General features: G+C 60.4%; 19 protein-coding genes and 1 tRNA gene. 8 read left to right on the forward strand and 12 right to left on the reverse strand.

Annotated elements, in window-relative coordinates:
• Nucleotides 1-108: 108 nt before the first annotated feature.
• A complete protein-coding gene (locus N5D22_RS19955) occupies nucleotides 109-573 on the forward strand; it encodes a GNAT family N-acetyltransferase (protein WP_279657514.1) in 465 nt (154 codons plus the stop codon).
• 50 nt (nucleotides 574-623) lie between these two features.
• Nucleotides 624-1,034, forward strand: coding sequence for a VOC family protein (locus tag N5D22_RS19960; protein WP_279657513.1), 411 nt, complete (start codon nucleotides 624-626; stop codon nucleotides 1,032-1,034).
• 202 nt (nucleotides 1,035-1,236) lie between these two features.
• On the opposite strand, the gene araD1 is transcribed toward N5D22_RS19960, so the two are convergent.
• The 4 genes from araD1 to chvE form a co-directional block, all read right to left on the reverse strand.
• On the reverse strand, nucleotides 1,237-2,232 hold the full coding sequence (gene araD1 / locus N5D22_RS19965) for a 2-keto-3-deoxy-L-arabinonate dehydratase AraD1 (RefSeq protein WP_279657512.1): 996 nt from the start codon (nucleotides 2,230-2,232) through the stop codon (nucleotides 1,237-1,239).
• Nucleotides 2,233-2,346: 114 nt separating this feature from the next.
• Nucleotides 2,347-3,543, reverse strand: a complete 1,197-nt coding sequence (gguB, locus tag N5D22_RS19970; RefSeq protein WP_059754318.1) for a sugar ABC transporter permease GguB — start codon at nucleotides 3,541-3,543, stop codon at nucleotides 2,347-2,349.
• Nucleotides 3,540-5,078, reverse strand: a complete 1,539-nt coding sequence (gene gguA / locus N5D22_RS19975) for a sugar ABC transporter ATP-binding protein GguA (protein ID WP_279657511.1) — start codon at nucleotides 5,076-5,078, stop codon at nucleotides 3,540-3,542. Before gguA ends, gguB begins: the two co-directional genes overlap by 4 nt.
• Nucleotides 5,079-5,168: 90 nt before the next feature.
• Complete coding sequence (chvE, locus tag N5D22_RS19980) at nucleotides 5,169-6,233, reverse strand: sugar ABC transporter substrate-binding protein ChvE (RefSeq protein WP_003520542.1); 1,065 nt, start codon at nucleotides 6,231-6,233, stop codon at nucleotides 5,169-5,171.
• 255 nt (nucleotides 6,234-6,488) lie between these two features.
• Here chvE and N5D22_RS19985 point away from each other — a divergent pair, with 255 nt between their 5' ends.
• Together N5D22_RS19985 and N5D22_RS19990 are read left to right on the forward strand one after the other, a co-directional pair.
• Nucleotides 6,489-7,493: a LysR family transcriptional regulator gene (locus N5D22_RS19985; RefSeq protein ID WP_279657508.1), complete on the forward strand. Its 1,005-nt coding sequence runs from the start codon at nucleotides 6,489-6,491 to the stop codon at nucleotides 7,491-7,493.
• Between the two features lie 73 nt (nucleotides 7,494-7,566).
• Nucleotides 7,567-8,049: a hypothetical protein gene (locus N5D22_RS19990; RefSeq protein WP_279657507.1), complete on the forward strand. Its 483-nt coding sequence runs from the start codon at nucleotides 7,567-7,569 to the stop codon at nucleotides 8,047-8,049.
• Nucleotides 8,050-8,103: 54 nt separating this feature from the next.
• Here the strand turns inward: N5D22_RS19990 and N5D22_RS19995 are convergent, their stop codons facing one another.
• Nucleotides 8,104-8,367 carry a hypothetical protein gene (locus N5D22_RS19995; RefSeq protein WP_279657543.1) on the reverse strand — a complete coding sequence of 88 codons (264 nt, stop codon included), beginning with the start codon at nucleotides 8,365-8,367 and terminating at the stop codon, nucleotides 8,104-8,106.
• A gap of 258 nt (nucleotides 8,368-8,625) precedes the next feature.
• On the reverse strand, nucleotides 8,626-9,132 hold the full coding sequence (locus N5D22_RS20000; RefSeq protein WP_279657505.1) for a MarR family winged helix-turn-helix transcriptional regulator: 507 nt from the start codon (nucleotides 9,130-9,132) through the stop codon (nucleotides 8,626-8,628).
• A gap of 521 nt (nucleotides 9,133-9,653) precedes the next feature.
• On the opposite strand from N5D22_RS20000, the gene N5D22_RS20005 reads away from it, so the two are divergent.
• A tRNA-Arg gene (locus tag N5D22_RS20005) sits at nucleotides 9,654-9,730 on the forward strand.
• Between the two features lie 153 nt (nucleotides 9,731-9,883).
• On the opposite strand, the gene N5D22_RS20010 is transcribed toward N5D22_RS20005, so the two are convergent.
• The 3 genes from N5D22_RS20010 to N5D22_RS20020 form a co-directional block, all read right to left on the reverse strand.
• Nucleotides 9,884-10,519 (reverse strand): SDR family oxidoreductase, encoded by a 636-nt coding sequence (locus tag N5D22_RS20010; RefSeq protein ID WP_279657503.1) that lies wholly within the window; start codon nucleotides 10,517-10,519, stop codon nucleotides 9,884-9,886.
• On the reverse strand, nucleotides 10,516-11,463 hold the full coding sequence (locus N5D22_RS20015; protein ID WP_279657501.1) for an alpha/beta hydrolase: 948 nt from the start codon (nucleotides 11,461-11,463) through the stop codon (nucleotides 10,516-10,518). The genes N5D22_RS20010 and N5D22_RS20015 overlap by 4 nt, the downstream gene beginning before the upstream one ends.
• A 63-nt stretch (nucleotides 11,464-11,526) precedes the next feature.
• A complete protein-coding gene (locus N5D22_RS20020) occupies nucleotides 11,527-12,474 on the reverse strand; it encodes an alpha/beta hydrolase (protein WP_279657499.1) in 948 nt (315 codons plus the stop codon).
• A gap of 138 nt (nucleotides 12,475-12,612) precedes the next feature.
• On the opposite strand from N5D22_RS20020, the gene N5D22_RS20025 reads away from it, so the two are divergent.
• Entirely contained in the window at nucleotides 12,613-13,506 is an 894-nt protein-coding gene (locus N5D22_RS20025; protein WP_279657497.1) for a LysR family transcriptional regulator, read from the forward strand.
• 415 nt (nucleotides 13,507-13,921) lie between these two features.
• On the opposite strand, the gene N5D22_RS20030 is transcribed toward N5D22_RS20025, so the two are convergent.
• A complete protein-coding gene (locus N5D22_RS20030; protein WP_279657496.1) occupies nucleotides 13,922-14,695 on the reverse strand; it encodes a siderophore-interacting protein in 774 nt (257 codons plus the stop codon).
• 25 nt (nucleotides 14,696-14,720) lie between these two features.
• Nucleotides 14,721-16,094, reverse strand: a complete 1,374-nt coding sequence (locus N5D22_RS20035; protein ID WP_279657495.1) for an MFS transporter — start codon at nucleotides 16,092-16,094, stop codon at nucleotides 14,721-14,723.
• 240 nt (nucleotides 16,095-16,334) lie between these two features.
• Here N5D22_RS20035 and N5D22_RS20040 point away from each other — a divergent pair, with 240 nt between their 5' ends.
• Together N5D22_RS20040 and N5D22_RS20045 are read left to right on the forward strand one after the other, a co-directional pair.
• Nucleotides 16,335-17,282 carry a LysR family transcriptional regulator gene (locus N5D22_RS20040; RefSeq protein ID WP_279657494.1) on the forward strand — a complete coding sequence of 316 codons (948 nt, stop codon included), beginning with the start codon at nucleotides 16,335-16,337 and terminating at the stop codon, nucleotides 17,280-17,282.
• A 475-nt stretch (nucleotides 17,283-17,757) separates the two neighbouring features.
• A complete protein-coding gene (locus N5D22_RS20045) occupies nucleotides 17,758-17,898 on the forward strand; it encodes a hypothetical protein (protein ID WP_279657493.1) in 141 nt (46 codons plus the stop codon).
• Nucleotides 17,899-18,019: 121 nt separating this feature from the next.
• On the opposite strand, the gene N5D22_RS20050 is transcribed toward N5D22_RS20045, so the two are convergent.
• On the reverse strand, nucleotides 18,020-18,415 hold the full coding sequence (locus N5D22_RS20050; protein WP_279657492.1) for a hypothetical protein: 396 nt from the start codon (nucleotides 18,413-18,415) through the stop codon (nucleotides 18,020-18,022).
• Nucleotides 18,416-18,602: the final 187 nt, after the last annotated feature.

Raw genomic sequence — 18,602 nt, forward strand, 5'->3', positions numbered from 1 at the left:
GGAACTTGGCGGTTGCGAAAGTGTCCCTTGACCGTTTAAATCTCCGCATCGATTTGAAAGCATGATCCGGCTTCAGCCTGCGGGAGGAAAGCCGGCCGGGAGACGGCCTTGTACAGCATTTCCGACTATCGCGACTGCCAGTCGCATGGCCCCGTCATCGCCGAACGGGTCTGGACGGCATGGTGGCAGGATAGCGGCCTTCAGGTGGGCGATGTCGCCGAGCACCTGAAGGACATGACCAACCCCCATACGTTGCCCACCGGCTTCGTCGCCCATGATGGCGACGATTATGTCGGCTCCGCCTTCCTCATCCATTGCGATCTGGAGGAGCGTCCGCAATATCTGCCCTGGGTCGCCGCCCTCTGGGTGGAAGAGGACCGCCGGCGCTCAGGCGTCGCCCGGGCGCTGATGCAGGCCGCGACGAAAAGGGCAGCCGAACTCGGCCACCACATCAGCTATCTGTGCTGTGAGCGCGATCTCGAAACCTACTATATCAATTGCGGCTGGACCGTCCTGGAACGCGGCGTCGGCAAGCACGACCTGACGGTGCTGACTTTCAGCACCCAACCATAAACCGCCCGCCACATTCCCGTGCCGGACAACCATGGACCACCGGAGGAACCATGCAACCGCCAGCCGCCATCATGGAAACCGCACTCTATGCGGATGATCTCGATGCCGCCGAAACCTTTTACCGGGATGTCTTCGGGTTGGAAATGGTGCGCAGGCTGCCCGGGCAATTCGTCTTCTTCCGATGCGGGCAGCAGATGCTGCTGATCTTCGATCCCGAGCAATCCCGCCGGGCCGACCCCGACAATCCGATCCCACGCCACGGTGCGGTGGGGCAAGGCCATTTCTGCTTTTACGCCAAGGACAAGTCGGAGGTGGACGGCTGGAAGGCCCGCTTCGAAGTGCTCGGAATTGCCGTCGAGCACTATCACCGTTGGCCGAATGACAGCTATTCCGTCTATATCCGCGATCCGGCGGGAAATTCGGTCGAGGTGGGCGAAGGCAAGCTTTGGGGGATTGATTGATGGAGCGCAGAGGTTTTCGCGCGAAAACCATCGTTTCCGTCATTCCGGCCTCGAGCCGGAATCCAGGCGGCGCGCGCCGGCGCAGCAGGAAGACTCTTTTCAGCCCAAGGACTTGGGCTGGCTGGATACCGGCTCAAGGCCGGTATGACGGATAGAGGGAGCAAAATTGCCCCCTCGACCATTAGCATGTCCGGTCCGCAGATCAGATCTGCCGAACCGTGATCTCTTCTTCCGCATCCACGGCCAGCGGGTTCTTCAGCGGCAGGCCGAAACCGGCGGCTTCGATCTCGAACACGTCGCCCGCTTCGGGCTTGATGCCCTCTGCGAAGGAAAGCGTCGCGGTGCCGAACATGTGCACATGCACGTCGCCGGGCGCGCGGAACAGGCCGTATTTGAAGTGATGATATTCGAGATTCGCGAAAGTGTGGGACATGTTGTCCTCACCCGAAACGAAGGGCTTTTCGAAAATGACCTTGTCGCCGCGACGGATGCGCGAGGTACCACGAATATCGGATGGCGGGGCGCCGACGCGGATTTCCGGGCCGAAGCTTGCCGGGCGCAGCTTGGAATGGGCGAGGTAGAGGTAATTGATCCGCTCGGTGACGTGATCGGAGAATTCGTTCGAGACGGCAAAGCCGATACGCACCGCTTCGCCCTTGTCGGAGATCACGTAGATGCCGGCCATCTCAGGCTCTTCGCCGCCATCGAGCGCAAAGGACGGAGAGGTGAGTGCGGCACCCGGTGCCGCCGCCACATGGCCGTTGCCCTTGTAGAACCATTCGGGCTGAACGCCCTTTTCGCCAGCCTTGGGCTTGCCGTTTTCAAGACCCATGCGGAACATCTTCATGGAGTCCGTCAGGCTTTCTTCCGCCGCTTCCGTGGTCTTCTTGTGCATGCTGTCGCGGGTTGCGGCCGAACCCAGATGGGTGAGGCCCGTGCCGGTCAGATGCAGATGCGCCGGATCGGGATGGGTGATCGGCGGCAGGAAACGGCCTTCGGCATAGGCCTTTTCGAGATCGACGGCATCGCCCAGACCATGGGCGGAGACGACATCGGCAAGGCTCTTGCCGCCATTGGCGGCTTCCATGGCGAGTGCGTAAACGGACTCCGCACCCTTGACGGCCTGCGCCTGTCCGCCTTCTTCGCGAACGGCGACGGTGATTTTGCCACTGGCATCCTTGATCTGTGAAATAAGCACGGGATTTCCTTCCTCGGGCGCGACGCGCCTTGTCCTCTCGGCGCCTTGCGCCTGCATCTTATGAAAGTGGCCGGAAACCGGCCACTTTTTTGACTTGCCATGTGGGTTGGGCAATCAGCCCTTGTTCTTGTTGTAGACGTCGAAGAACACGGCGGCGAGCAGCACGAGGCCCTTGACCATCTGCTGGAAGTCGATGCCGAGGCCGACGATCGACATGCCGTTGTTCATGACGCCCATGATGAAGGCGCCGATGACCGCACCGGTGATCTTGCCAACGCCACCGGATGCCGAAGCGCCGCCGATGAAGCAGGCCGCGATAACGTCGAGCTCGAAGCCCACACCCGCCTTCGGCGTCGCCGAGTTGAGGCGTGTCGCGATGATCATGCCGGCAAGACCGGCCAGCACGCCCATGTTGACGAAGGTGAGGAAGCTCAGGCGCTCGGTGTTGATACCGGAAAGCTTGGTCGCCTTTTCATTGCCGCCCATGGCGTAGATGCGACGGCCGATGGTGGTGCGGCGGGTTACGAAGCTGTAGAGCGCAACGAGAACAAGCATCACGATCAGCACGTTGGGCAGGCCGCGATAGGTGGAAAGCTGGTAGCCGAGGAACAGGATCGCGGCCGAGATCAGCAGGTTCTGGGCGATGAAGAAACCGAAAGGTTCGACATCGATACCGTGCTTCACGTTCACGACGCGACGGCGCCATGCGAGATAGAACAGCACGACGGTAATCAGCACCGTCAGGATCATCGAGGTGGTGTTGAGACCTTCAATGCCGCCGATATCGGGCAGGAAGCCGGTGCTGATGATCTGGAAATCGGTCGGGAACGGACCGATGTTCTTGCCGCCGAGCACGAACAGCGTCAGGCCGCGGAACACCAGCATGCCCGCCAGCGTCACGATGAACGACGGAATGCGGTGATAGGCGATCCAGTAACCCTGTGCAGCACCGATGATGCCGCCGATGACGAGACAAATCAGCGCCGCCAGAAACGGGTTCATGCCCCATTGCACGGTCAATATTGCCGCTATCGCGCCGACAAAGGCGACGATGGAGCCGACCGAAAGGTCGATATGCCCGGCGACGATGACAAGCAGCATGCCCAGCGCCATGATGACGATGAACGAGTTCTGCAGGATGAGGTTGGTCAGGTTCACAGGGCGGAACAGGATGCCGCCGGTGTAGAACTGGAAGAAAACCATGATGGCGACGAGCGCGATCAGCATGCCGTATTCGCGGATATTGGAGCGAATATACGACCCGACCGAGATGACGTTACTTTCTTCGTTTGTTGTGTTTGCCGAACTCATGAGTTCTTCTCCCCTGAGCGCATGATAGCGCGCATGATGCTTTCCTGGCTCGCCTCTCCCTTCGGCAATTCAGCGACGATGCGGCCTTCGTTCATGACGTAGATGCGGTCGCAATTGCCGAGCAGTTCGGGCATTTCCGATGAGATCATCAGAACGCCTTTGCCGTCGGCAGCGAGCTGGTTGATGATGGTGTAGATTTCATATTTCGCGCCGACATCGATACCGCGGGTCGGTTCATCGAGGATCAGGACATCAGGGTTGGAGAACAGCCACTTGGAGAGCACGACCTTCTGCTGGTTGCCGCCCGAAAGGTTGACCGTTTCCTGAAAAATCCCCGACGAGCGGATGCGCAGGCGTGTGCGAAAATCGCTCGCCACCTTCATTTCCTTGATGTCGTCGATGATGCTGGCATTCGAGACGCCGGCAAGATTGGCAAGCGTGGTATTGTGCAGGATGTTGTCGTTGAGCACGAGACCGAGATGCTTGCGGTCTTCCGTGACATAGGCGAGACCGGCATCGATGGCCTTGCGTACGGTGCTGACATCGACCGGCTTGCCGTCGATCAACACTTCGCCGCTGATCCTGTGGCCATAGGACTTGCCGAACACGCTCATCGCAAATTCGGTGCGCCCGGCACCCATCAGACCGGCAATGCCGACGACTTCGCCCTTGCGCACGGTAACGTTGATATCATGCAGAACCTGACGGTCGCGGTGCTGCTGGTGATAGGCGTTCCAGTTCTTCACTTCGAGAATGGTCTCGCCGATCGGCACGTCGCGCGGCGGATAACGATCCTCGAGATCGCGTCCCACCATGTTGCGGATGATGACATCCTCGCTGATTTCTTCCTGATGACAGTCGAGCGTCTTCACCGTCATGCCGTCGCGCAAAACGGTGATCTGGTCGGCCACCTTGCGCACTTCGTTGAGCTTGTGGGTGATGATGATCGAGGTCATGCCCTGCTTGCGGAATTCCATCAAAAGGTTCAGCAGCGCCTCGGAGTCGCTTTCGTTGAGCGAAGCCGTCGGCTCATCGAGAATGAGCAGCTTCACGCTCTTCGACAGCGCCTTGGCGATTTCGACCAGCTGCTGCTTGCCGACGCCGATATCGGTGATCAGCGTCTCCGGCGATTCCTTCAGGCCCACCTTCTTCAAAAGTTCGCGGGTACGGTTGAAGGTCTGCTGCCAGCTGATGACGCCGCTCGAAGCGACCTCGTTGCCAAGGAAGATGTTTTCCGCAATCGACAGGAGCGGCACGAGCGCCAGTTCCTGGTGAATGATGATGATACCAATATCTTCGCTATCATTGATGGCGCGAAAATTCCGCACTGCGCCTTCATAGTGGATTTCGCCCTCATAGGTGCCGGCGGGGTAAACACCGGAAAGGACCTTCATCAAGGTCGACTTCCCCGCGCCGTTCTCACCGACGAGTGCGTGGATCTCACCCTCTTTAACCTTGAGGTTGACGTTCTCAAGCGCTTTCACGCCCGGAAACGTCTTGGTGATGTTCCGCATTTCGAGAATGGTATTGGCCATATCGCAATCCAGCGCCCGATTAATTCCGGCGTTTTTATTTTTATGGAAAAACGGGGATGACGCCAAGTCATCCCCGCATGTGTTTCGAGCTTATTTCAGCTGGTCTTCCTTGTAGTAACCGCCATCGACGAGAACCTGCTTGTAGTTCTCCTTGGTTACTGCAACCGGCTTCAGCAGGTAGGACGGAACGACCTTGACGCCATTTTCATAGGTCTTGGTGTCGTTTACCTCAGGCTCCTTGCCCTGCAGAACGGCGTTGACCATGTTCACGGTCACCTTGGCGAGTTCGCGGGTGTCCTTGAAGATGGTGGAGTACTGTTCGCCGGCGATGATCGACTTGACGGAAGGAACTTCAGCGTCCTGACCGGAAACGACCGGCAGCGGCTGGTCCTTCGTGCCATAACCAACGCCCTTCAGCGAGGAGATGATGCCGATGGAGAGACCGTCATAAGGCGACAGAACGGCGTCAACCTTGGCGTCGGTGTAATAAGCGGACAGCAGGTTGTCCATGCGGGCCTGGGCCGTTGCCGGATCCCAACGCAGCGTACCGACCTTGTCCATGCCGGTCTGGCCGGACTTCACGACGAGCTTGCCGCTGTCGATGTAAGGCTGGAGAACCGACATCGCGCCGTCATAGAAGAAGAAGGCGTTGTTGTCGTCCGGGGAGCCGCCGAAGAGCTCGATGTTGAACGGGCCCTTGCCGTCCTTCAGGCCGAGCTTGTCGACGATCGAAGTCGCCTGCAGAACGCCAACCTGGAAGTTGTCGAAGGTGGCGTAGTAGCTGACGTCGCCGCTGTTGCGGATCAGGCGGTCATAAGCGATGACCTTGATGCCCTGTTCGCCGGCCTGCTTCAGAACGTCCGACAGCGTCGTGCCGTCGATCGATGCGATCACGAGGACCTTGACGCCCTTGGTGACCATGTTTTCGATCTGGGAAAGCTGGTTCGGAATATCGTCGTCGGCATATTGCAGGTCGGTCGTGTAACCGGCTTCCTGCAGCTGCTTCACGATGTTGTTGCCATCGTCGATCCAGCGTGCGGACGACTTGGTCGGCATCGCGATACCGACGGAACCCTTGTCCTGTGCGAAAGCCGGCACTGCGAAAGAAGCAGCACCGATGGCACAAGCTGCCATCAGCGAAATAATGGACTTCATTAACTCTCTCCCTTGAGCCCTTCTCTGGAACCCGCATGTTGCGGCGCACCATGAAATTCATGCCGTCAGAGGAAGAAGCCGCATTGCGCTCGCCCCAATTTCGCAACTGCGAAATGGAACAGCTGCCGCTCCTCCCCGGCATTCCGCAAATTGTTCTGAATCCATATAACTGTCAAATAGAATAAATCAGTTTCCATATATCAATTATGGTATATTAAATCGATACAAAAACCGATGAGGGGTATAAAACCACGAATGAACAACCAAAAAGTGTATGAGCAGACGCAAACAACAGAGGCCCTTTTTGTCTTTGAAGACAACCCCTTGCTGCGCGCCGGATTGAAGATGAGCCACCTGCGCATGCTTGTCATGATCGAGGAGCACGGGCAGGTCAGCGCAGCCGCGGCCGCCATGAACATGACACAACCGGCGGCTTCGCGCATGCTCTCGGAAATGGAGTCGATCGTCAAATCACCCCTTTGTCAGCGGGCCTCGCGCGGCGTGGTGCTGACGAAATTCGGCGAGGCGCTGGCGCGGCGGGCCCGCACCATCCTGCTGGAACTGCGCGAGGCGAGCCGCGAGCTCAACCAGATGAAGTCGGGCAGCGGCGGCTCGGTCTATATCGGCGCCGTCACCGCGCCGGCGATCAGCCTCGTGGTTCCCGCCATCAGGCGCGCCATGGACACCTATCCCGGCATCGAAATCAACGTGCAGGTGGAAAGCAGCAACGTGCTGGCCCGCGAACTGCTGGCGGCCCGGCACGATTTCATCATCGGCCGGATACCGGATGATTTCGATCCCAGCCTCTTCTCCATCCACGAAATCGGCATAGAGCGCGCCTGTCTGGTGGTGCGCGAAGGCCACCCCCTGCTTCGCGGCGCGCCCGTGACCCTGCAGGATCTCTCCGGTTACGACTGGGTCTTCCAGCCGCCCGGCGCGCTTTTGCGCAGAACCATGGAGGATGTGTTCCTCACCCACGGCGTCGCCATGCCGCGCAACGTCATCAACACACCATCCGTGGTGCTCACCCTGGCGCTTGTCTGCAACACGGACGCCATTGCCCCCATCGCGCAGGACATGGCCGAATTTGTCGCCGGCCAGCAGGCCGATATCGGCCGAACCCGGATATTGCCGACGGATTTCGAACTCGTCGTAAAGCCATACAGCATCATCACCACCAAGGGCCGGGTTTTGCCGCCCAGCGCCCGCCTGCTCTACGATCTGGTGCTGGATGAGAGCCGCAAGCTGACCGCCGCGTGACGCCGGCAAGCCAGACACCACCTTCATTGTTTATAGAAGCCGGATCGTTCAGACCGGCGCAGGGAACAGCCGCATGCTCTTCGGACAATCCGTCTTCCAATCGGTCGTCGACAGGCTGAAACAGGAGAAAGAACAGGAAGAGGAAGGTGGGAAGCCGCCGCCGCCCGCCGGTCATCGCATTGCCGGTTTCAGCTCGGGTTTCGTCCTCGACACGCATATTGAGGCCCCGCCGCCGGCAAACGCCAATCTCGATGCCTATCTGGCCTTCCTGGCCGACCCCGCGCCATCACCGGAGCCGGAACCGGATCCCGAGCCCGAACCGATGCCAGCCCACCTCGAAAAGACGTCGCTTGCCGATGTTTCGGCGGAGCTGGCGATCCACGACACCGACACGGCCGCAACACTTGCGGAAAAACGCCGCGCCTTTGCCCGCCGCAATCATCCCGACCGGGTGAAACCGCAGTTCCGGCAGAATGCGACGCTGCGCATGACGGCGGCCAATCTCCTGATCGACCAGGCGATCCGGATGCTGCGGACGCGGGAGCATTTCCGCTAGACGCGGCCGGCGGCCCTATCCCGGGACATGCATGAGCGGACGATAAGCGGCGCTTCAGCCCGCATCGTTTTTATCGGTGGGCGCGCTTTCGGCGGAAGTCTCGCCTGCGCCATCCTTGGCCGCAGCGTCGGGGCTCGCGGGTTTGAACTTCAGCAACAATTCATAGGCCGCATAAGCGCCGATACCGGCGACGATGGTTCCCCAGAAAAACTCGCGATTGACGAATTCGATGACGGCCCATGCGGCGCAAAAGCCGACGATGAGCAACCGGACCCACAGGGGACGATAAAGCGGGTGACTCGTATCGATATTCAGCATGGTGTTCCGGTCCCGGGCCTTTCCAGTCGATCGCATGGTTGCGGCTCCCGCCCCGCAGGGCACGAGAATATCCATGCGTCTTGGCGGTTTCCCAGGAAAATTGCAACGCAATTTAACCCGACGCCGATCAGGCTGTCGTGAAAGGCCGGGGCTGGAAGATCGACCGCCACCGCGGACGACCGGAAAACACGGCCACAGGCGACACGAGCCCCTCTTGCGGCCGTCCCTCGCCTGGATCGCCATTGTCGTCTTCGAGCGTCAGTCCCGCAGGCGCCCCAGCAGCGCCAGAAGCTGATCGCGGGCCTTCTTGCCGCCGATCCTGTCGATCAGTTTTTCCTCGCGGTCCCGCCAGCTATGGGAAAGCCGGTCGAGAAGGCTGCTACCCTCCTCCGTCATGTCGAGGAAATGAACGCGCCTGTCCTCCTCCGATTTGCGGCGGACAAGCAGCCCCTTCTCTTCCATACTGTCAACGATCGCGACGAAATTGGCGCGCTGTATGCCGAGCGCCTCAGCCACATCGCTCTGTTTCAGCCCCGGATTGCCGCCGACGATGACGAGAACGGAAAAATCGGCCGGCCGCAATCCCTGCTCCGCCAGCACATCGGCAAAGCCGTTTGCCACGGCAAGTTGAGAGTGCCGCAAATGATAGCTGATCGCAGTCGTCAGCAACCCATAGTCGATTGTCGTCATATGCGCGGCTACCGCGCTGCCGCTTTCGCCCTTTTCGGTCCGCGGCCCGTTGCTATGTGCCAGTCGCAAAGCCATCCGATCCCCCGCCTGATTCGTTCCTTTACCTTGCCGAAATCATAACCGACAACATTGAGAAACTGTATCCCAAATAAATGTAGGTGATACTAATATTGTATAATAATTTGACAGTTAATCGCCGGCAAAGCAAACCCGGACTCCAGATCATCACCCGACGAACAAAAAAAGTATGACTATTTACCCGCCAATTTTGAAGGGAAAAAATCGCTTCCCGCACCGAATTTCAAAGGCATTGCCGCGGTCCGTCCACCCTTTCGCAAGAGCAGCGAAACAACGGCACGGCGCAGCAATAACATACTACTTATAAGGGAAAACCCATTCCGGAAAAAAGACAATACGTCAAACGACGGATTACCCCGCCGCCACCGGGAAGCCTGCGGCCATCCCCATAAGGCGCCACCACGCCCATCCCGCCCAAAAACCGACGGCGTTTCGCAAATCTCTGATTTTTAGACATTGATGCAAAAACAAAGCTGGGGTATGAACCAACCGCTGCACGCGATTCAAGCGTGACCGCTGCACCCGTAGCTCAGCTGGATAGAGTGTTGGATTCCGATTCCAAAGGTCACAGGTTCGAATCCTGTCGGGTGCGCCAAATACCGCCGATTGGCCCTATTGTACACCATAACCGCCGCGCATACGCCCGCGCAGGGGACGGTCTGCGCGTGAAAAAGCGTTTCTGATTCAGCTGGAAGCGGAAAATGATTCCTGCCCCTCCTACTCTGGAAAAAATGAACCGCCGGTCCGCCTACATGAAGGAGGGCCTGTCACCATCGGTCCCCGGCTTGTTGACCCCGACATTGCCATGCAGATGAAGGCCTGGAGAGCGGATGATCTTCGTGATCAGATCGGCCACGCTTTTACGCGAGACAACGGTGCCCTTGAACGGCTCGTCGCGTAGCGTCAATTCATAGTCCGCCTCGTCGTCGTCTGTCAGCCAGGCGGGGCGGATGATGGTGTAGTCCAGCCCCGATGCCTCGATCGCATCGCCCGCGCGACGAAAAGGTTTCAGCTCCTCTCCGATCGTTTGCCGGTTCCATTCGCCGAACTTGCCGGGCACCTCATCATAGATTCCGAGCGAAAGCACGAAGATCAGGCGCCTGACGTCCGCCGCCTGCATCGACGCGATGATGCTTCGCGCCTGATCATCGAGATCATCGCCGGTCAGATTGGCATAGACCACATCCTGTCCCTCCATCGCAGCATCGAGGGCTGATCGGTCGAGCACATCGCCCTGAACGACGGATGCGTTCGCGGGAGTGCTGGACAACTTGCCGGCATCGCGCATGAACAGTGTCATGCCGATACCACCACCCCCTGCAATATCCTGCACGACGTGGCGAGCGATCTGGCCGCTCGCCCCCAGAATGAGAGTTTTGGTCATTGCCCTGCCGCCCCGTTCAAATGCGTCTTGAAGAACGGCACCAGCTTTTGCAGTGCGAGGTCGACGGGCTCGGGCTTGTCGTAAAGATCGTAGTGAGACCAGTCCTCCAGCAAGACGAGCTGCCGGTCCCTCGAGGCTGTGGCGCGGCCGTAGATTTCCATCCCGTCACGATAGGCGCCGAAGGCGCCGACCTTCTGGCCGATCACCACCATCATCGGTTGGGTCATCAGCATCTCGGCAAAGGCGAAGGCGTCCCAACTGAGCGTGTTCTGCGCATGGCTGAACAGCATGCGCGTCCAGCCGCCGGGCTGCTGTCCGCGCGGCGTCTTGTAGTAGTCGGTCGCCTCGAACACGTCGCGTTCGGTGAGGCCAGCGGCCCGGGCCGCATCGGGGCTGGCGGGGAGAAGTTCGTTGACCTGCAATTCGCCGCCGCGCACTTCCTTGGTTCGCTGCGCCGCCATCGCTTCAAGCGCTCCGAGCGGATCGTAATTGCTGAAACCCTCGCGGAACAGCCGGCCGATATTGACCGGGGTGATCGCGACGGCGGCCTTGATGCGCTTTTCGGTCAGCGTGGCGTTCAGCACATAGCCACCGCCGCCGCAGATGCCGATCACGCCGATCCGGTCGGCGTCGACATAGGGCAGTGTAACCGCATAGTCGATAACGTGGCTGATGTCCTCCACCCGCTGCGTCGGATCCTCGATCCAACGCGGCTCCCCGCCGGATTCGCCTTGGAAGCTCGCGTCATAGGCAATGACGACAAAGCCCTGTTCGGCCAGCGCCTTGCCGTAGACATTTCCCGAAGTCTGCTCCTTGCAGCTTCCGAATGGATGAACGGCGACGATCGTCGGCCAGCTCCTTGCTGCATCGAAATTCGGCGGGAACTGGATGTTGGCGGCGATGTGCCAGGCCATATCGCGGTTCTGGATTTTCACGGATTCCATGATCGTTTCCTCTCGGTGAGGGCGGCATCGGGGGTAAGCCCGTCCCGATGCACGCCAGTTTCGTCACTCGGCAGCCTGCGCAGCCGTGGCGTTGGCGGAGAGCTTCGCCTTGAAGAACGGCGCCAGAACCGAAACGGCCTCGTCGACGAATTTCTGTCCGTCATAGAGGTCCATGTGATTGGCCCCTTCGACGATGTGAAACGCCTTGTCCGTGCTCGCAGCACGGTCGAAGAGGTCGTCGCTCATCCACTTGCTGCCCGCCACGCTGCCGGCGACGATCTGGATCGGTTGGGTCAGATAGACGTCGGCCATGTGATAGGCATCGTAGGTGATGATCTGATTGAGGCTGCGCAGCGTTGCGAAGCCCGGCGCGGTCGCGCACTCGGCACGCGGCGTGTGGTAATATTCCCAGGCCTGCCGCAGCTCTTCGTTCGGCGCGTCCTTTTCGGTCAGCGGCGCCAGCGGCATGGTGGCGTAACCCTTGCCTGCGGCGTCCGTCGTGCGGGCGTTCGATCCCGCCTCGACATAGGGCAGTGCGTCGATAGACCTGACGGTGTTTTCCCAGCCATTGCGGAACATCGAACCGATATTGACCGCGCTCACCGTGCCGACCGCCTTGATGCGGCGATCCTGAATGGCGGCATTGGCGGTGTAGCCCGCACCGGCACAGATGCCCATCGCGCCGATCCGATCCCTGGCGACGTAAGGCAGCGTGGTCAGATAATCGATGACGGCGCTGACATCCTCGGTGCTGACATAGGGATTTTCGAGCTGGCGTGGTTCGCCGCCGCTCTCGCCCTGATAGGAACGGTCGAAGGCGATGGTGACGAAGCCCTGTTCGGCGAGCTTCCTGGCATATGTGCCAGCGGTCTGCTCCTTCACGCCGCCGCCGGGATGCGAAACGACGATGGCCGGCCAGGTTTTCGTTTCATCGAAACCTTCGGGGAAATTGATCGCGGCCGACATGACGATGGTCGGGTTGTTGGAATTGCTGAAGCTGATCTTGCCCATTTCCAGTCTCCTTCTGTTGAGCCAGCGGCGGTTTGAAATTCTTTCCGGGTATCCGCTTGCCGATGGAGGTAATCTACGTCAGAAAGATTGTGCCGATTAGACAGGGAATTCATATTGGGCCTATCACTGGAGTGATGAATGAGGCGGGATGAGATTGCCGATCTGGCGGCGTTCGTCGTCGTCGCCGAGGAGCGCAGCTTCACCAAGGCGGCGACGCGTCTCGGCATGGCGCAGTCCGCCCTCAGCCAGATCGTGCGGCGGATCGAGGAACGGCTGGGTGTGCGGCTTTTGTCGCGCACGACACGGAGCGTCGCGCCGACCGAAGCGGGCGAGCGGCTGATCGCGACGCTCGGTCCCATGCTGCACGACCTCGATGTGGCCGTCGCGTCGCTCGGCGATCTGCGGGATCGACCGTCGGGCACGATCCGCATCACCACCGTGGAGCACGCGGCCAAGACAATCATCGTTCCGGCAATGAAGCGGCTGCTGCCGGACAATCCCGACATCAAGGTGGAAATCACCATCGACTACGGTCTGGCCGATGTCGTTGCCGACCGCTTCGACGCGGGTGTCAGGCTCGGCGGCGACATTGCGAAGGACATGATCGCCGTGCGCATCGGACCGGACACGCCGATGGCGATTGCCGGTTCACCCGATTACTTTCTGAAACATCCGGCGCCAACGTCGCCATCGCAACTCGTCGATCATCGTGCGATCAATCTGCGTCTGCCGACATCCGGCACGCTGAACGGCTGGCGTCTCACACCCGGCGGCCGGGAGACGCGCGTTCGCATCGACGGGCCTCTGGTCCTCAACACCATCGACCTTATTCTGGACGCGACACTCGACGGGCACGGCCTCGCCTATCTGCCGCTCGATCAGGTTCAGCCGCATCTGGATGCAGGCCGGCTGATGCGGGTGCTCGGCAAGTTCACGCCCGACTTGCCGGGCTATCACCTCTATTATCCCCATCGGCGGCATCCATCCGCCGCCTTCAGCCTGTTCGTCGAGACCCTGCGGTTTCGCGGGTGAGGCAGTGTCGCGAAATACTCCGAATGTGGTTGAAGAGGCGTATCAAGCAAGATCGGCGAAATCTGGCGCTAAAACATTCACCGAATTATCGATTTTGACCACGATAGCGCGGCGTGCGGGATTCGAATCGACTTAAGGGAGGGCTATAGCGGAAACGTAGTTCTCATCATCGCCCGGTGCGGCGTGCCAAATTCCGCCGATTACCCTCTACAGCACGCTATTGCCGCCCAAACTGCGCGCAAAAAGACCGGGAGATCGGTTGCGACCTCCCGATCTTTTAAGTCTGTGTTCCTTTGGATAAGGATCGCCTGTCTTTCGCACCGGCTGCATGGCAGTTGAGACTGACGCGGTCGCAGGTTTCGATGTCGAAGACTTCGAGCCCCGCACAGGCGCCCGTTCGCGGAGGTCCAGACCGTTATCGATCGCCCTCTCGGTCGTGGAAATCGGTCTCGCCCTTCTTCCAGTAGCCGGACATCGTGAGACGATCGCGTGGCATTGCGCGATCGAGCTGGAAATGACGGCGGAGCGTGCGGACGGTCGCAGATTCGGCTGCGAACCAGACTTCGCAGTTCTCTCCCGGCAAATCTGCCGACATCATCGCTGCGGCAAGATCGGTAGCCGTGCCCGCCTCCCGGCCGTTGCGCGGAAGCCAGGTGATCTCGACATCAGCGCGGGAACGAATGACCTGCACGTCTGCGTCCTCGGGGATTTCAACGAACACGTCGACGGCAAGACCGGGCGGCAGAGCTTCGAGGATCGAGCCGATGGCCGGAAGAGCCGTTTCGTCACCGCCGATCAGCAGATGGGTGATCTCCGGGTCGAGCCGGAAACCGGAACGGGGACCGGCGAGCTGAACCACGTCGCCCGGCTTTACGCTTGCCGCCCAGGTCGAACAGGGCCCGTCGCCATGGAGGACAAAATCGATATCCATCTCGCCCGAATCTTCGCGGAACTGGCGAATGGTGTAAGCGCGGCCGCTCGGCTTCTCGCTCTGTGGCGTCGGCACGAAGAGCTTGATCCATTGCGCCGGCCGGCGGACCGGAAAATCCGCGAGTGCTGTCGAGCCGATGGTGACACGCCGCATATGGGGCGTGATCGACCGGACATTCCGGACTTCCGCGATCCGCAGGCGGCGTTCGGGCGGGATCGGGCGCTCGGCGTCCGATGGCGATGAATGATGCTGTTGCATGTCGAAATATCCTTGTCTTGCCGGTTCAGGCGTAACGGCGACGCCTGCCAAGCGTGGTGAGGGAGAGGAGGAAAGCCGCCGCAGCCATCGCCGCCGCAACGCGGAAAGCGAAGCGCATGCCGTCCGTCACCATGTCGGGCGTGGCGGTCGCCGTATCGCCGCCCACGGCATGGGCAAAGAGCGCGCCCATCAGCGAAGCGCCGGTGATGAGGCCGAGATTGCGGGCGAGCGCCAGCAGGCCGGAGACGAGGCCGCGTTGTTCCGGCCGGGCGTCAGCCATGACGGCGGTGTTGTTCGGCGTCTGGAAGAAAGCAAGGCCGACGCTGATGAACAGGATCGCGACGATATAGATGGCGACACCACCGTCGAGCGAAACCCAGGACATCACGAAAGCGCCGATGGTGAACAGCGCCAGTCCGATGACCATGGCGAGCTTCGCGCCGATGCGGTCCGCGACGGTTCCGGCCGGAATGCCCATGATCGCGGCGGCGAGCGGCCCGACCGTCATGACGAGGCCGACCATGCGGGTATCGAGTCCGAGCGCCTTCGACAGGAAGAACGGCCCAAGCACCAGGGTCGCCATCATCACCGCGTAGACCAGCACGCTCATCACCATGCTCAGCGAGAGCAATGCATTGCGGAACATGGAAAGCTTCAGGAGCGGCGCCTTCGCCTTGACCTGTACGGCGAGAAACAGGACAAGGCCGACCAGCGCCCCCAATCCGAGCTGAAGCACGAGCGGCGAGCCGAAACCCTGCTTGCCGGAGAAGGTCATGGCGAGTGAATAAGCGCCGAGCGTCAGCGCCAGCAGGATGGTGCCGAGCCAGTCGAAACGTGCGGCGGGCGCGGGATGCTTCGGCGCATCGACGGCGTTTGGCAGATAGCGGCTGATCAACAGAAATGCGAGCAGGCCGAAGGGCAGGTTCACCCAGAACACCGCCTGCCAGCCGAAGGCGGCAAGCGCCAGCGAACCAAGCGACGGCCCGAGCGCGATGCCGAAGGAGACCATGGTGGAGAGCACGCCCATGGCGAAGCCGATGCGCTCCCTGGGAAAAACCTCGCCGACGAAGGCGAAGGACAGCGCCATCAATATTGCCCCGCCGAGGCCCTGGCCGGCGCGGCCGGCGATGAGCAGCGGCAGATTGGTGGAGAGGGCGCACAGCACCGAAGCCGCCATGAAAATGGCAAGGCCCCAGAGATAGAGCCGCTTCTTGCCGAGCTGATCGCCGAAGCGGCCGACGCCGACAATCAGCGCAGTGACGACGAGAAGATAGCTCACCACCACCCACTGAACGGAGCCGAACGGGACGCCGAGATCCTTCACCAGCGTCGGCAGGGCGACATTGATGATGTTGGTGCCGAGCTGGGAGAGCAGGATGGCAAGCGAGAGGCCGGTCAAGACCATCCCGGAATGGATGGGCCGGTGTTGGGGGGCGGGGGCATGTGCGGTCCCATGCCCGGCGGCATGGGGGTGAGATGCGTGGGAATGTGGGGATTGGGTCATCGAGTGTCCTGTCGAAAGCGTCCCCTTTTGGGGATCGTTGCGGTTCGGCTTTCGATAGCGCTCGACGTTATTTGCATACAGTGCAATGTCTTTATTATATGTTTGCATCAAACGCACGAATGAGAGCTTTCAACCATGCCCGTCAAATCCGCCGCCAGGCGTTCCGTTCCGCCGCTCGACATGAACCTTCTCGTGACCCTCGACGCGCTGCTCTCGGAAGGCAGTGTCGTAGGCGCGGCGCAACGGCTGAACCTCTCCGCACCGGCGATGAGTCGTCAGCTTTCCCGCATCCGGCACCTCCTCGGCGATCCCATACTGGTGCGCGCCGGGCGTGGGCTGGTGCCGACGCCGCGTGCGGAAAACCTGCGCGAGCGGCTGCGCCGCCTCGTCACGGAAGCCGAGACGTTGGTGCGCGGTGAGGACGACCTCAATCTTTTCCGGATGGAACGCACTTTCGTCATCCGCGCCAATGACGGCTTCGTCGGCACCTTCGGCGCGGCGCTGGCGTCCCTCGCAGCATCTCAAGCACCGCAGGTCCGGCTGCGCTTCGCCCATCAGGACAAGGAGGATGTCGAGGCATTGCGCGAAGGGCGGATCGACGCCGATGTTGGCGTCATCGGCGCGATGGGGCCGGAAATCCGTTTGCAGGCGTTGTTCCACGACCGCTTTATCGGGGTGGTTCGCCTCGATCATCCGATGGCGGACGCGGTGACGCCGGAAGGCTTCGCGGCATTCCCGCATGTTTCGGTCTCGCGGCGCGGGCGTTTCGCGGGGCCGATCGATGAGGCGCTATCGTCTCTCGGCCTCAAACGCTTCGTCGCGATCGCGGTCGCCAATTTCGCGGACGCGCTGGCGATCGTGCGGACCTCAGACCATGTGGCGGCGGTGCCGGCGCGGCTTACCGAGCCGGCGAGAGCTGACCTTCACAGCTTCGAGCTGCCGGTCAAGACCGACGCACTCGCCATCTCGCTCGCCTGGCATCCACGCTTCGATGCGGATCCCGCCCATCGATGGCTGCGTGGCATTGTGCGGGAGGCCTGCATGGAGAAACGACTGAAGCCTCGCATCGGCAAGGCCGAATGATCGAGAAGCCTCCGCATCCTACTATCCCGAACCGGGCGGCAGCTCATGGACGAAGGCCGTGGGGTTCCTGCGGAGCATGGGATATGCAGGACTTGTTCGACCGCTTTGACGATCGGAGCGACATCCATGGCGAGCCTGCGGGATTCAGTGAAGGCGCCGCCGGCAGAACAGACTACGCTCATTGATCCAGCCTTTTGATGCCGATTTTAGAGCGCTATGACGTAGACACAGTTCTTATCATCGCCCGGCGCTGCGCGCCATATTTCCCAGCGCTTTCAGCATTTCACACCACCTCTGAAACAATCAAGGAAAGCATATCGGGGATAGGTTTCAGGAACCCCGGATGAAATCAACCGGTAAGGGCTGCGTCAAAAAGACCATGGCCGGGCGCATAGAATGAAGTTGTTGAAGCAGCCGTTCTGAGGTAGCGCTACCCCTGACAGATTGTATCAGGCAACAGGCTGGAAATACTCAAATGATGGATTGGGATTGGGTAGATTTGTTCCCCATAGTCTTCCTTCCGTTCAAGCTTATCGTGTTGGGCACGGGCATGTTCTTTGCCATCAAGTGGCATCACGATCAGGCGAAGAAGGAAAAAGACGCCAGCGGACCGTAAGCGCCCGCGCACGCATCCTTGGCGCTTCAGCTTGATCGGCCGGTCTTGGGGATCGGTTGCAGATACCCGCAGGGATGCGGTTCTCTCAGCGCCGTCGCCGTGAAACATCGAGACCGGCGGCTCACCAGCCCACATGGCGCAGAACGCCGTAATCATGGTCATCGACCGCGAAGTTGGCGCCGCCCGCGTCGCAGGCCATGTCGATGCCATATTGCTGGGCCACACTCTTTATGGCTTCGTGCTGCTCGCGATAATCGCCGGATGCGCGCAACTCCTCAAGCGTTCGGCCACTCCAGACAACAACTTTCTTGACCGCCTGTTCATCGACTTTCCACTGCGCGCAGGGATTGCTGCGGTGATAGTCGGCCTCCGCCATCGCCGATGCAGCCCACAGGGCGCGCGATTCCATGTCCATCGCGAATGCCGGGTCCAGGTTGCCGGCAAGCAGGATCGTCGCCGTGACGATGGGCAGGATGCTCTGCTTGAATGATGACGTGTCACGAAAACGACTGAACATGTTCCTCCCCCAACACCACCTTGATCCCTGACCGGACAGGGAGAGATTTCGGCAAGATGGCTGCACGCATATCAGCACTGGAAAACCACTCTTTCCCGTGAATTTCGCGGCATGTTAAATGCAATGCCCGAACTAAATAAACCGAGCGCGAATATCCACGGGCCCTGCAGCGAAAATTTCGATTTCA

The sequence above is a fragment of the Agrobacterium sp. GD03872 genome (genome assembly GCF_029840625.1).
GTDB lineage: Bacteria > Pseudomonadota > Alphaproteobacteria > Rhizobiales > Rhizobiaceae > Agrobacterium > Agrobacterium fabrum_A.

Bases quoted from the DNA above. Each gene is read 5' to 3' on its own strand.
- N5D22_RS19985 (WP_279657508.1), top strand. From the start codon at position 6,489: ATGAACAACCAAAAAGTGTATGAGCAGACGCAAACAACAGAGGCCCTT.
- gguA (WP_279657511.1), bottom strand. From the start codon at position 5,078: ATGGCCAATACCATTCTCGAAATGCGGAACATCACCAAGACGTTTCCG.
- N5D22_RS20015 (WP_279657501.1), bottom strand. From the start codon at position 11,463: ATGGAATCCGTGAAAATCCAGAACCGCGATATGGCCTGGCACATCGCC.
- N5D22_RS19960 (WP_279657513.1), top strand. From the start codon at position 624: ATGCAACCGCCAGCCGCCATCATGGAAACCGCACTCTATGCGGATGAT.
- N5D22_RS20000 (WP_279657505.1), bottom strand. From the start codon at position 9,132: ATGGCTTTGCGACTGGCACATAGCAACGGGCCGCGGACCGAAAAGGGC.
- N5D22_RS20010 (WP_279657503.1), bottom strand. From the start codon at position 10,519: ATGACCAAAACTCTCATTCTGGGGGCGAGCGGCCAGATCGCTCGCCAC.
- N5D22_RS20020 (WP_279657499.1), bottom strand. From the start codon at position 12,474: ATGGGCAAGATCAGCTTCAGCAATTCCAACAACCCGACCATCGTCATG.
- gguB (WP_059754318.1), bottom strand. From the start codon at position 3,543: ATGAGTTCGGCAAACACAACAAACGAAGAAAGTAACGTCATCTCGGTC.
- N5D22_RS20030 (WP_279657496.1), bottom strand. From the start codon at position 14,695: ATGCAACAGCATCATTCATCGCCATCGGACGCCGAGCGCCCGATCCCG.
- N5D22_RS19995 (WP_279657543.1), bottom strand. From the start codon at position 8,367: ATGCTGAATATCGATACGAGTCACCCGCTTTATCGTCCCCTGTGGGTC.
- N5D22_RS20050 (WP_279657492.1), bottom strand. From the start codon at position 18,415: ATGTTCAGTCGTTTTCGTGACACGTCATCATTCAAGCAGAGCATCCTG.
- N5D22_RS20025 (WP_279657497.1), top strand. From the start codon at position 12,613: ATGAGGCGGGATGAGATTGCCGATCTGGCGGCGTTCGTCGTCGTCGCC.
- N5D22_RS20045 (WP_279657493.1), top strand. From the start codon at position 17,758: ATGATGGATTGGGATTGGGTAGATTTGTTCCCCATAGTCTTCCTTCCG.
- chvE (WP_003520542.1), bottom strand. From the start codon at position 6,233: ATGAAGTCCATTATTTCGCTGATGGCAGCTTGTGCCATCGGTGCTGCT.
- N5D22_RS20040 (WP_279657494.1), top strand. From the start codon at position 16,335: ATGCCCGTCAAATCCGCCGCCAGGCGTTCCGTTCCGCCGCTCGACATG.
- N5D22_RS19990 (WP_279657507.1), top strand. From the start codon at position 7,567: ATGCTCTTCGGACAATCCGTCTTCCAATCGGTCGTCGACAGGCTGAAA.